At 39.7% G+C, this 12,248-nt stretch carries 13 protein-coding genes; 1 reads left to right on the forward strand and 12 read right to left on the reverse strand.

From position 1 onward, the window contains the following. Window positions 1-33: 33 nt before the first annotated feature. The 5 genes from codY to dprA all read right to left on the reverse strand — a co-directional run bounded on the left by codY (window position 34) and on the right by dprA (window position 6,229). Entirely contained in the window at window positions 34-822 is a 789-nt protein-coding gene (codY, locus tag IWB18_RS01585) for a GTP-sensing pleiotropic transcriptional regulator CodY (protein WP_269747892.1), read from the reverse strand. A 15-nt stretch (window positions 823-837) separates the two neighbouring features. After that, window positions 838-2,238, reverse strand: coding sequence for an ATP-dependent protease ATPase subunit HslU (gene hslU / locus IWB18_RS01590; RefSeq protein ID WP_195681837.1), 1,401 nt, complete (start codon window positions 2,236-2,238; stop codon window positions 838-840). Further along, on the reverse strand, window positions 2,235-2,783 hold the full coding sequence (gene hslV, locus IWB18_RS01595) for an ATP-dependent protease subunit HslV (RefSeq protein ID WP_195681838.1): 549 nt from the start codon (window positions 2,781-2,783) through the stop codon (window positions 2,235-2,237). The genes hslU and hslV overlap by 4 nt, the downstream gene beginning before the upstream one ends. Window positions 2,784-2,956: 173 nt before the next feature. After that, window positions 2,957-5,041, reverse strand: a complete 2,085-nt coding sequence (gene topA, locus IWB18_RS01600) for a type I DNA topoisomerase (protein WP_195681839.1) — start codon at window positions 5,039-5,041, stop codon at window positions 2,957-2,959. Window positions 5,042-5,143: 102 nt separating this feature from the next. After that, window positions 5,144-6,229, reverse strand: a complete 1,086-nt coding sequence (dprA, locus tag IWB18_RS01605; RefSeq protein ID WP_195681840.1) for a DNA-processing protein DprA — start codon at window positions 6,227-6,229, stop codon at window positions 5,144-5,146. Window positions 6,230-6,316: 87 nt separating this feature from the next. On the opposite strand from dprA, the gene IWB18_RS01610 reads away from it, so the two are divergent. Then, on the forward strand, window positions 6,317-7,855 hold the full coding sequence (locus IWB18_RS01610) for a YifB family Mg chelatase-like AAA ATPase (protein ID WP_195681841.1): 1,539 nt from the start codon (window positions 6,317-6,319) through the stop codon (window positions 7,853-7,855). 63 nt (window positions 7,856-7,918) lie between these two features. Here IWB18_RS01610 and IWB18_RS01615 read toward each other — a convergent pair whose 3' ends face one another. From IWB18_RS01615 to rimM, 7 genes are all read right to left on the reverse strand, one after another. Beyond that, the gene (locus tag IWB18_RS01615) at window positions 7,919-8,272 is read right to left on the reverse strand and encodes a YraN family protein (protein ID WP_207740716.1); all 354 of its coding nucleotides are present in this window, start codon (window positions 8,270-8,272) and stop codon (window positions 7,919-7,921) included. 10 nt (window positions 8,273-8,282) lie between these two features. Next, window positions 8,283-9,056, reverse strand: coding sequence for a ribonuclease HII (locus IWB18_RS01620; protein ID WP_195681842.1), 774 nt, complete (start codon window positions 9,054-9,056; stop codon window positions 8,283-8,285). Between the two features lies 1 nt (window position 9,057). Beyond that, window positions 9,058-9,912, reverse strand: coding sequence for a ribosome biogenesis GTPase YlqF (gene ylqF, locus IWB18_RS01625; protein WP_195681843.1), 855 nt, complete (start codon window positions 9,910-9,912; stop codon window positions 9,058-9,060). 8 nt (window positions 9,913-9,920) lie between these two features. Then, on the reverse strand, window positions 9,921-10,448 hold the full coding sequence (gene lepB / locus IWB18_RS01630; RefSeq protein WP_195681844.1) for a signal peptidase I: 528 nt from the start codon (window positions 10,446-10,448) through the stop codon (window positions 9,921-9,923). A gap of 122 nt (window positions 10,449-10,570) precedes the next feature. Beyond that, window positions 10,571-10,912, reverse strand: a complete 342-nt coding sequence (gene rplS / locus IWB18_RS01635) for a 50S ribosomal protein L19 (RefSeq protein ID WP_195681845.1) — start codon at window positions 10,910-10,912, stop codon at window positions 10,571-10,573. 99 nt (window positions 10,913-11,011) lie between these two features. Then, window positions 11,012-11,710, reverse strand: coding sequence for a tRNA (guanosine(37)-N1)-methyltransferase TrmD (trmD, locus tag IWB18_RS01640; RefSeq protein WP_195681846.1), 699 nt, complete (start codon window positions 11,708-11,710; stop codon window positions 11,012-11,014). After that, complete coding sequence (gene rimM, locus IWB18_RS01645; protein ID WP_195681847.1) at window positions 11,707-12,219, reverse strand: ribosome maturation factor RimM; 513 nt, start codon at window positions 12,217-12,219, stop codon at window positions 11,707-11,709. Before rimM ends, trmD begins: the two co-directional genes overlap by 4 nt. Between the last annotated feature and the right edge of the window lie 29 nt (window positions 12,220-12,248).

The raw sequence follows: 12,248 nt of genomic DNA on the forward strand, positions 1-12,248 counted from the left end.
ATCAATCTTTAATTTTTGATATTTATTCCGCACTTATTTTCCTTCCACCTTGTCCAATTCATCCAGGAATTTTGAATTCAGGATTTTTATGAATGTTCCCTTCATTCCCAATGACCTTGTCTCTATTACCCCGGCGCTCTCAAGTTTTCTGAGGGCATTAACAATGACCGATCTTGTTATTCCTACTCGATCGGCAATTTTACTTGCCACCAAAAGTCCCTCGTTTCCGTCTAATTCCTTGAATATATGAACTACGGCTTCCATCTCAGAGTAAGACAGAGTTCCGATTGCCATCTGGACCACTGTCTTTTGGCGTGCTTCTTTTTCCAAATCAATATTCTTAAGACGCATCATCTCCATGCCCACTACTGTAGCTGACAATTCTGCCAAAATAAGATCTGGCGCGGTGAACTCCTTACCAAATCGAGCCAGTACCAAAGTCCCCAGCCTTTCTCCACCGCTGTTGATGGGAACATATGTGGAATATCTGTCTTTGAAGCCGCAAAGTTCCCTGTGGTCATAAACGCAACCTGGATCATTTTCCACCTTATTCGAAACAGTCTCTTTTATTTCACCCAAGAGTTTGTTGAAGTCCTTTGGAAACTTAGTTCCCTGTTCCTGAAGTGTTTTTATATTTAATTCGCACTCGAAATCCTTAAAGAAGGAATACCCGAGCAAGTCTCCATTGTTACTGGCTATATAAACATTTGATCCCAGCACTTCACTCAAGGTGTCACTCAGTTCGGAAAAATGTCTGCCACCGCTTCTAGGTTCCTGTAAAACCTTGTTTACCTTTCTGACTTTTTCAAGAAGGCTCATCATTCTTACCGTCTCCAATCACAAAATATATTTTTTTAGGTCTCTTTGCTTTTCTTCATTTTTGAATGTCCTCTTCACGTAATCTTCGTTGATTTCAAACGTTTCCCGGTCGTATTCAGAGGCATGAAAAGATATCTCTTCCATCAGCATTTCCACGACAGTGTGCAATCTTCTTGCTCCTATGTTTTCCTGCTGTTCATTCATTGATGCGGCTATCTCCGCTATTTGATTTATAGCATCTTGAGTAAACTCAAGCTCCACGCCCTCGGTCTTCAAAAGTTCCCGGTACTGCTTGATGATCGAGTTTTCGGGTCGTGTTAGAATTTCTACAAAATTTCGAGCATCCAGGCTTTCCAATTCAACTGTGATTGGAAAACGTCCTTGAAGTTCCGGTATTAAATCTGAAACCTTGCTGACATGAAAAGCCCCTGCTCCGATGAACAGGATATGGTCTGTATTGACAGGACCGTACTTGGTGTTGACAGTCGATCCTTCAACTATGGGGAGGATGTCGCGTTGCACCCCTTCTCTGGACACTTCAGCCCCGTTTCGATTTCCGGAACCAGCAATTTTGTCTATTTCGTCAAGGAAAATTATCCCGTTCTGTTCCGCTTCTTTCAAGCCTTCACTGGTTACAGCATCCATGTCTATAAGTTCCTGAGATTCCATTTGTATTAAAATCTCCCTTGCCTCGGAAACCGACACCTTCCTCTTTTTTGTGCGTTTTGGCAAAATTCCTCCGAATATGTCTCCCATATTAAGCGACATGTCTTCTCCGCTTCCGCCACCCATCAAAGCCATGGATCCGGATCCTTTATCCTCGACTTCGACCACTACGATGTGATCTTCCAACTCTCCATTGTCCAATTGGTCCGCTATTCTTTCTTTCTTCCTGATCAAGCCTTCATTCAGCTCTTCTTTTTCACTTTCGACTGCATTTTCTTTGGGTACATCTGTATTGAAGAGCATATCAAAGGGCGTCTTTATCTTTTTATCTTTGCCTGGAACTGGAACCAACAGATCAAGCAATTTCAATCTGGCATTCTCTTCTGCCTTGGATTTTACACTATTCATATGTTTTTCTTTTACATTCCTGATGGATGTATTCACAAGATCTCTTATCATGGATTCGACATCTCTGCCCACATAACCAACTTCAGTAAATTTCGTAGCCTCAACTTTTACAAAAGGCGCTTCCACCAGTTTTGCCAATCTTCTTGCAATCTCTGTCTTACCCACTCCTGTGGGGCCCATTAATATTATATTCTTGGGGGTTATTTCAGACTGTAGCTCAATGGGCAAAAGTGATCTTCTATACCTGTTTCTCAAGGCAACCGCAACTTTCCTTTTCGCCTCTTTCTGTCCAATTATAAACCTGTCGAGTTGATTTACTATCTCCCTGGGAGTCATGTCTGTCATTTTAGCCCCTCCTCTGTCAAGGACTCGACTTTAATGTTTTCATTGGTATATACGCATATCCTGGCAGCTATCCTTAAAGATTCCTCCGCTATTTCAGTAGCGCTCATATCAGAATGCTTCATAAGAGCCAAACCTGCTGAAAGAGCGTAATTCCCGCCTGAACCGATGGCTGCTACATTTTCATCAGGCTCGATTACTTCACCGTTGCCCGAAAGCAACAATAAATCATCCTTGTCCATTACCAACAGCAGAGCTTCCAAGTTCTTGAGCACTTTGTCGCTCCTCCATTCCCTGGCAAGTTCGACTGCTGCTCTGAGAAGGTTTCCACCATATTTTTCAAGTTTTGCCTCGAATCTCTCACTCAGAGTGAATGCATCGGAAACCGATCCGGCAAATCCCACCAAAACCTGGTCCTTGTATATTTTTTTTACTTTTTTTGCTGTTGTCTTCATTATGGTATTTTCACCAAATGTTACCTGTCCATCCCCGGCCATGGCACAAACACCGTCTTTTCTTACAGCTATTATAGTAGTGGCATGAAACATATCTTCACCTCATATTATTCTCGATTCATTTCCTGATCAAGCATAGCAATTTAAGATTAACATAGGGGTTATATTAATTCAATTGATTTTTCAGAATATTTCGCAATTTGAAACAATTGCCCTACGGTAGAAAAAGCCCCATCGGTCTAAGCACCGATAGGACTTGCTGACAATTATTGTTTTTTTACATAATCACATTTTTCGTTGGAACAATATATCTTGCTGGTTTTGCTGTAACCTTTTTGTAAAAGCAGCGAACCGCATTTTGGACATTGTTCATCTTTTACGGGTTTGTCCCAAACCATAAAATTGCATTCAGGATAGTTTGTACACCCATAGAAAGCTCTGCCTTTTTTTGATTTTTTCTGAACTATGCTTCCATTTTCGCACTCAGGACACGGTATTCCCAGGTCCTCCACGATGGTTTTGGTATTTCTGCATTCTGGGAATCCGGGACAAGCAAGAAATTTTCCGTATCTGCCGTTCTTTATTACCATCATTCGTCCACATTTATCACATTCTACATCAGAAACCGGATCCTCTATTATAATCTTTTCCATGTCCTTTTCTGCATGAGCCAGATCTTTTTCAAAATCCTTGTAAAAATACTCAATAACCGTCTGCCACTTCACATCTCCTTCTGCAACTTTGTCCAGTGATGATTCCATTTCTGCAGTGAAATCGTAGTCCAAGATATTTTTAAAGTACTCCTCCATAAGCTCGGTAACCATTATACCCAATTCTGTAGGTTGGAACTTTTTATCTATGTTCTCAACATACCCCCTGGCTCTAATTGTTTGGATCGTAGGAGAATAGGTGCTTGGCCTTCCAATCCCTCTTTCCTCCATGGCTTTTACCAAGGACGCTTCCGTATATCTTGCCGGTGGTTGAGTAAATTTTTGTTCCTTTTGCATATCTTTAAGGAAAAGCAGTTCCCCCGGAGTCAATTCGGGAATAAATCCCTTGTCATTGGTCTCGTCCGAATCTTCGGTCATGTCATAAACCTTCATGAATCCCTTGAATATCAATTTTGAATCTGATGCCTTGAAACCGTATTGACCGCATGTGATATCCACAGAAGTCGTGTCGTAGACTCCATTTGACATCTGACTTGCTGCAAATCTTTCCCAAATCAGTTTATAAAGCCTGTATTGATCGCGCTTTAGAGAGCCTTTCACAGTTTTTGGGTCCAGATCTATGGTAGTTGGTCGAATCGCTTCGTGAGCATCCTGAACATTTTTACCTTTGTTTTTTCCTATGTTCGTTCCCAAATATTCTTTCCCGAAATTCTCAAGTATATAGTTCTTGCAATTATCCTTGGCCTCGTCCGAAATTCTGATGGAATCGGTTCTCATGTAAGTGATTAGTCCTACGCTTCCTATTCCTTCGATATTAAGGCCTTCGTATAGTTGCTGTGCAATACTCATTGTCTTCTTGGTAGTGAAATTTAATTTTTTGAAAGCTTCCTGTTGCATGGTGCTGGTGGTAAAGGGGTTTGGCGGTTTACGGTTGCGTTTACCCTTTTTCACGTCTAGTACTTTGATTTCTTCGTTTTTTAGGGTATCGGTTATTTTTGTCAGTTCCTCTTCGTCGCCAATATCTTTCTTCTTGCCGTTGATACCGTGATATCTTGCAACAAAATAATCATCGGAGTTCTTTTCCTTGATCAGATCAAGATTCAAATTCCAGTATTCTTGGCTGACAAAGTCCATAATTTCTTTTTCACGGTCTACTATCAATTTGGTTGCGACGGATTGGACCCTTCCTGCACTTAACCCCTTTTTTATTTTCTTCCATAATAATGGACTGATGCTATAACCTACAAGTCTGTCTAAAATCCTTCTGGCTTGTTGCGCATCTACCAGATCCATATTGATTTCCCTTTTGCTTTTTATAGAATTTCTTATCGCATTTTTGGTTATTTCGTGAAACTCTATCCGAGCTGATCCTTCTTTTGTCAAATTTAAATAGTTTGCTATGTGCCAGGATATGGCTTCCCCTTCTCGGTCGGGGTCAGTAGCCAATAAAACCATGTCTGCTTTCTTGGCTTCACTTTTCATTTTTTTAAGTATGTCTCCCTTTCCACGTATAGTTACGTAGCTGGGTTCAAAATTATTTTCTATATCTATTCCCAATTTGCTTTTCGGCAAATCTCTTACATGTCCCATAGTGGCTTGGACCTTGTACCCTTTGGGCAAGTACTTGTTTATAGTTTTTGCTTTAGCCGGAGATTCGACGATAACAAGCGTTTTAGCCATTTAATCACCTCAAATTATTTAACAGTTGTAAATTATAACAGAAAGCCAAGAACTATTCAATATAAAGACAGTTTTCATTTTATCTATGATCACATAAAACAGTCAAACAAGTATATGACAGCGCCCTCTGTTAATAGTGATAATCTGCTTTATTTCCAGTTTTGTCAAGATATAATTTATTTCAGATAAAGAAAAATCCGATTTTTCTCCGATCATTTCCACTGTATCCCAGCCTTTTCTTACCAAATCCATAATTTCATTCTCTTTTTCATCAATATCCACATTGTTTTTATCTTGTTTCATCTGGCGAGTATCGAACATGGGCACGATGTCTTCAATTATATCCGATGATTTCAATACCATCTTGGCTCCATCGCGTATCAGTAAATTGGTTCCCAGACTGTTTTTCCTGTTTATGTCACCTGGAAGTGCGTACACTTCCCTGCCTTGCTCCAAGGCAAAACCTGCACTGATCAAGGATCCGCTTTTCACCTCAGCCTCCGCCACCATCAAACCAATAGAAATTCCACTAATGATTCGATTCCTACGTGGAAAGTTCATGGGCAGAGGAGGTGTTCCCATGGGAAATTCTGAAAAAATGCATCCTCCATCACGAATTATAGATTCGTATATCTTCATGTTTTCCCTCGGATAACAGATGTCTACACCCGAGCCCAAAACAGCAGTTGTGATACCTCCTGATGCCAGCGCACCTTTATGGGCTGCTGCGTCTATGCCTTTAGCCAATCCACTAACCACTGTTATGCCTGAAGAGGCCAAGTCAGCAGCGATTTTCTCCGTGTTCAGTTTTCCAGAAAATGTTGCATTTCTGGCTCCTACTATTCCAAAAGTCTTTTTAAACATTTTTGTATTGCAAGTTCCCTTATAATACAATACCATCGGCGGCAGATAAATTTGTGACAGAAATTCAGGGTAATCATTATCCCTGAAATCAATCACTCCCACATTGGATCCTTTGTAACTTTCCAAAATTTTTTCATCGACCACTATTTTGTGTTCAATACTCTCTACTTGTTCTGAAGTTAAAATCTTGGAATTCACCAAGTCTCTTTTTTTACTTTGATAAATTTCTTTTGCTGAGCCGAAATATCCAAGCAAATGATATTTCTTATCAAGACTGATCCCCTTGTGCTCACTCAACCAGATCAAATACATTTTTTCTTCCAAACAACCGCCTCCGAATATATTTTTTAACACGTTATATATTATAGCATGTTTGGAAACAATCATATATAATGTTATGGAGGTGATTATATGATAGAAGAAATATTCAGCTGTTCGGTCATTGGAGTGAACGGACTGATCGTCAGCGTTGAAGTCGACATATCAAAGGGACTGCCAAGCTTTTCCTTAGTCGGTCTGCCTGATGCTGCAGTAAAGGAGTCTAAAGACAGAGTCTTTTCCGCGATTAAAAACAACGGATTCAAATATCCTATGAAAAGGATTACTATCAATCTGGCTCCAGCTGATGTGAAAAAAGAGGGCCCTTCGTACGACTTGCCCATAGCAATGGGAATTTTAACATCTTCGGAAGAGATAAAGCCCGTTGTTGATTTAAGAAAAACAGTTTTTATCGGAGAATTGTCACTAAATGGTGATACCAGACCAGTGAAGGGGATCCTTCCCATGATCATTGAGTCCAGAGAAAAGAATTTCAAGGCTGCTGTCGTCCCCTGGGACAATGCCAGGGAAGCTTCACTGGTTGAGGGAATTACCATATATCCGGTAAAAAAACTCTCTGATGCCATCGAGCATGTCTGCGACATCAATCCAATAGAGCCATATGTTAATGATCTTGATGAATTATTAAATCAACAGCAAAATTTTGATTTGGATTTTTCCGATGTCAGAGGACAACTTCAAGTCAAGAGATCTTTTGAAATTGCTGCTGCAGGATATCACAATATAATAATGATTGGCCCACCGGGTTCCGGTAAAACTATGCTGGCCAGAAGACTTCCATCCATACTGCCGTCGCTGACTCCTTCCGAAGCTCTTGAATCAACAAAAATATACAGTATTTCAGGCCTTTTAAAAGGCAAACCTTTAATTACAGACCGTCCGTTCAGAAGTCCCCATCACACAATTTCCAAAATCAGTTTGATTGGCGGGGGAAGAATACCAAAACCGGGAGAAGTTTCGCTTGCCCATCTGGGTGTTTTATTCCTTGACGAAATGCCTGAATTTCAAAAATCGGCTTTAGAAGTCCTCAGACAACCCATGGAGGACAAATTCGTAAACATTTCGCGAGTAAATGCAACAATGACTTTTCCAGCGTCATTTCTACTTGTAAGTTCCATCAATCCTTGCCCATGCGGGTACTATGGCGATAGTTCTCACAACTGCCAATGCAGTACTACCCAAATAAAAAACTATCTTAACAAGATAAGCGGTCCCCTTTTGGATAGGATAGACATACATGTTGAAGTCAAAAAAGCTGAATACGAAGATTTGAACAAATCTGCAAAAGAAGAAAGCTCGATTTCGATCAAGAAACGTGTGGAAGAAGCCAGACAGTTACAGTTGTCGAGATATAAAAACCAGAATTTAACTTTCAATTCACAATTGTCCGTCAAACAGATAGATGAATTTTGTCCCATGGACAAGGAAGCAAAATCCATGCTTAAGAGTGCTTTCGATACCATGAACTTAAGCGCCAGAGCTTACCATAAAGTAATCAAGCTTTCCAGAACAATAGCTGATTTGGATAAAAGTGAACTGATCCGAGGTATCCACCTGGGTGAAGCTGTACAATACAGGAGTTTGGATAGAAAATATTGGGAAATTTTTTAAATTTATTAAAATCGAAAAAAGAACCTGATCGGTTCTTTCGGATGAATTTTTTTATTTTCAAATCTACCAGTTGATCCCAAAAGCATTTTCAATGTGGTTGATCTCTCCTGCCAATAACTCAATGACATCAAATCGGTAATTATCTTCAAATTCGGTATTCGTTCCAAGGTAATGCAGCGCTGTCTTGATTATATGTTTTTGTTTCGATACGGGCACTGATTCAGAAGGAGCACCATATTCATCACTGCTGCGGGATTTTACCTCCACAAATATAACATCTTCACACCTTTTGGCAATTATGTCTATTTCTCCCATTCTACACCTGTAGTTTCTCTTCAAAATACTGTATCCCAGAGATTTTAAGTAGTCCACGGCCAAACTTTCTCCAAATTTTCCTTTATTCTGATTAGAAATCATGAGACACCTCTTAAATGAAATTACCACAAAACGACTTTCTGTGAACCGGACTCAGACCGTACTTCCGTATGGCGTCAACATGCTCTTTAGTGCCATATCCTTTGTTTGTCTTGAAATTATACTCGGGATATAACTCATGGTATTCATCCATCATGGCATCTCTTTTCACCTTGGCAACAATGCTGGCAGCCGCAATGGCATAGCACCTTTCATCCCCTTTGATAAAAGACTTCTGTGGTATAGATACTCTTTCCAGATGTACAGCATCAACAAGTATGATATCAGGCTTTTCCGCGAGATCTTCCAAAGCCTGTACCATGCTTTTTTTTGTACTGTTCAAAATGTTGTAATGATCTATTTCGTTATTGTCTATTATTCCAAGTCCTACGCTGATGGCGCTTTCAATCAAGACCCTGCTTAAATCTTCTCTTTTTTCAGCACTAAGTTTTTTAGAATCATTGACAAATCTGATTTTCGACTCTATAGGCAACATTATTGCACAACTGACTACCGGTCCTGCCAGTGGACCTCTGCCAACCTCGTCCATCCCTGCTATCAGTTTAAAACCGTTGGCATGCAGGTTTTCTTCGATGTATTTGAGCTCTTGTATTCTCAAATCTTCCAAATTATTTTTTTCGATTCGTTTTCTCATTGATTTAACAATTGAGCGAACTCCCTGCCGGGTATCCTTCTCAAGAGAACTCATCAGTCGGGCATAATCGTCCATAGACGACATTTCTACCATTTCTTTAACAGCTTTTACAGACATGTTTTTAAAATCCAATCTAGTCCACCTCCGGCCATTCAAAAGAAACCTTGCCAAGAGTAGTCTTTTTGATTTCATCCATTAGCATCTCTGCCGTCCTGGAATAATCGATTTCTCCGCCTCTTATGACATAATTTCTTTTTCGGGCTATGGATTCCATTAGCTCTAATGCAGTGGTATTCTCATCAAATTCAACTTTATATCGATCGTAGATCACATTCGGATATGCACTTCTCAGAAATTCAAGAAGCTTAAGAGCAGCTTCTTCCCTATCGTAAATCGTGTCTTTTATTGATCCGATCCACGCAAGTTTCAGTCCGATGGTTTCATCATCAAATTTAGGCCACAAAATCCCCGGAGTGTCGAGCAGTTGAATTTCATTACTGACTTTTATCCATTGATTGGCTTTTGTTACGCCGGGCTTATTTCCTGTTTTGGTAGATGCCCTACCGCTGATGGAATTTATCAATGTCGATTTTCCAACATTGGGAATGCCTAAAATCAGACACCTGATTTGCCTGTTTAACCTGCCTTTCGCCTTATCTCTGTCCAAGACGGGTTTCATTGTAGTTTTAACAGTGGCAATGAGCTCCTTTAAACCTTTTCCCGAGATCGCATCCACAAATACATAAGGCTGATTGGCTTTTTTGTAGTGCTTCTCCCAAAGCTTATTGATCTCCGGATCTGCTAAATCGGATTTATTTAATACTACTATCTTCTTTTTCCCATTGATCAAATCATCTACTTCCGGATTGGAACTACTGATTGGAATTCTGGCGTCCACCAATTCAATTACGACATCTATCAATTTAAGATTTTCTCTGATTTGTCTCTTCGCTTTTGCCATATGGCCGGGATACCATTGTATATCCATTAAATCACCTACTTTATCCTTCCCAGATCATCGAAAGGGTATATTCTTATAAATACCTTTCCCACTATTTCATCCTCTGCTACAAATCCTACATCTGCAAAGCGACTATCCCTGCTGTTGTCTCTATTATCACCCAGAACAAAATATGCTCCTTCGGGAACGGTAGTTTTGGGATAATCGGGATAACTTGAATCATCCGTGTAGCTTTCCTGGACCATTTTATCGTTGACATAGAGTTTGCTGTCCTTGATCTCGACCGAATCCCCTCCAATGGCCACTATGCGCTTGACGAATTCAACACCGTCAGAATAATTCAAAATTATCACATCACCGTAATCAGGCTCTTTAAAAAAATAATCTATCTTGGTAACCATCAGTCTGTCGCCGTTGTTTAACGTAGGATTCATTGAGCTACCTTCTACCATCACGAATTCAAAAACAAAAAGCTTTATCACCACCGCCAAAATTATTGCAACTACAGCAGATTCAGCCCATTCTCTGAGATCACCCTTTGTTTTTTTTGCTTCTTTTTTCATGCGTTCACTTCCCGAGTTTTTTGTGTTCAGCAATTTAGCTGTACTATATGCTACTCAATTATTATAATTGTTTTTTTCTAGTATGTATATGAAAAACGGGACTGTCCAGCAGTCCCATGTCATTACATCTTCTCTTTAATTTTGGCAGCCTTGCCGATTCTGTCTCTAAGGTAGAATAATTTTGCTCTTCTGACCTTACCTTTTCTAGATACTTCGATTTTTTCGATTCTTGGGCTGTGTAAAGGGAAAGTTCTCTCGACACCTACACCTGAAGAAATTTTTCTTACTGTGAAAGTTTCTCTGATTCCACCATTTTGTCTTTTTAAAACGGTACCTTCAAAAATCTGGATTCTCTCTCTTTTTCCTTCCACAACTTTTACATGCACCTTTACTGTATCACCAACATTAAATGGAGTAATATCCTGCTTAAGTTGTTCTCTTTCGAGCTCTTTCAATATGTTCATTTTTTTACCTCCTCCCTTTCTGGACGTTCTTGCTCCTGGCAGAGGACCGCCTGAGATAACTTCAAGTATTATAACATATTAATTTTTAAGATTCAATGATTATTGTTTCTTACTCATATATTTTTTAATTAGATCAGGCCGTTTTTCTTTGGTCTCATTTATCGAAGCTTCAAGACGCCATTTTTCGATTTCTTTATGATTGCCGCTCAAAAGGACCTCTGGTACTTTCATTCCTTCAAATTCTCGAGGTCTGGTGTATTGAGGGTGTTCTAAAAGATGGTCGTAAAAGCTTTCACTTTCAGAGCTTTCCTCGTTTCCTAAAACACCTTCTAAAAGCCTGGTGATCGAATCGATCATGACCATTGCAGGTATTTCCCCTCCTGTCAGTATAAAATCACCAATGGAAATTTCAAAGTCCACGTATTTATCTATTATTCTTTGATCTATACCTTCGTAATGACCGCAAACCAAGATAAGATCTTCTCCAGCTTTTGAAAGACCTGCAGCAAGCTCCTGATCGTATATTTTTCCTTTTGGTGTAAGATATATCACTTTGCCGGAATTTGCCTTTCCCAATGAATATTTTATAGCATCAGCCAAAGGTTGTGGTGTCATAACCATTCCCGGACCTCCACCAAAAGGATAGTCGTCTGTCTTGTTGTGCTTGTCCAAAGTGAAATCTCTTATGTTAACTACTTCGATTTCAACGAGCCCTTTGCTTACAGCTTTGCCAATAATACTTTCCGAAATGAAATTTTTGAAAAACTCCGGAAACACTGTCAAGATAAAAAACTTCATAGATCCCACAAACCTTCCGGTATGGAAACATCTACTCTATTATTTTCAATATCTATATCGACAATATTCTCTCTTGTCGCCGGAATCATCAATTCTTTTGATTCAGTTTTGACTACGTAGATGTCAGCAGCGCCAAATTGAAGCACGTCTTTTAGCACTCCAATTCTTGTTTCATTTTCGTAAACGTCACTTCCGATCAAGTCAACTATAAAATACCTGTCCTCAGGAAGTTCTACCGCCTGCTCCCTGTCAATTTCAAGCAAAAAATCTTTTAATGATTCTGCCTGCGTTCTATCCTTAATTTCCTCAAAAGTAATGAGTATGGCATTCTTGTGATATCTGACGCCTTGAATATGAAGTGTTTTTTCGCCGGATCTTGTTTTGACTCTGACTTCGTTCAGTTCCTCGAATCTTTCAGGATCATCTGTCAGTGGCATAACCTTCACTTCGCCTTTTATACCGTGTGCCGCAGCGATTTTGCCGACAACAAGTGTATTATCATTTTTCAAAAGCTCACCGTCCCGTATAAACAATTAAT

It is taken from the genome of Alkalibacter mobilis, from assembly GCF_015594845.1.
Classification (GTDB): Bacteria; Bacillota; Clostridia; order Eubacteriales; family Alkalibacteraceae; genus Alkalibacter; species Alkalibacter mobilis.

Bases quoted from the DNA above. Each gene is read 5' to 3' on its own strand.
- codY (WP_269747892.1), bottom strand. From the start codon at position 822: ATGATGAGCCTTCTTGAAAAAGTCAGAAAGGTAAACAAGGTTTTACAG.
- hslU (WP_195681837.1), bottom strand. From the start codon at position 2,238: ATGACAGACATGACTCCCAGGGAGATAGTAAATCAACTCGACAGGTTT.
- hslV (WP_195681838.1), bottom strand. From the start codon at position 2,783: ATGTTTCATGCCACTACTATAATAGCTGTAAGAAAAGACGGTGTTTGT.
- topA (WP_195681839.1), bottom strand. From the start codon at position 5,041: ATGGCTAAAACGCTTGTTATCGTCGAATCTCCGGCTAAAGCAAAAACT.
- IWB18_RS01610 (WP_195681841.1), top strand. From the start codon at position 6,317: ATGATAGAAGAAATATTCAGCTGTTCGGTCATTGGAGTGAACGGACTG.
- IWB18_RS01615 (WP_207740716.1), bottom strand. From the start codon at position 8,272: ATGATTTCTAATCAGAATAAAGGAAAATTTGGAGAAAGTTTGGCCGTG.
- ylqF (WP_195681843.1), bottom strand. From the start codon at position 9,912: ATGGATATACAATGGTATCCCGGCCATATGGCAAAAGCGAAGAGACAA.
- lepB (WP_195681844.1), bottom strand. From the start codon at position 10,448: ATGAAAAAAGAAGCAAAAAAAACAAAGGGTGATCTCAGAGAATGGGCT.
- rplS (WP_195681845.1), bottom strand. From the start codon at position 10,912: ATGAACATATTGAAAGAGCTCGAAAGAGAACAACTTAAGCAGGATATT.
- trmD (WP_195681846.1), bottom strand. From the start codon at position 11,710: ATGAAGTTTTTTATCTTGACAGTGTTTCCGGAGTTTTTCAAAAATTTC.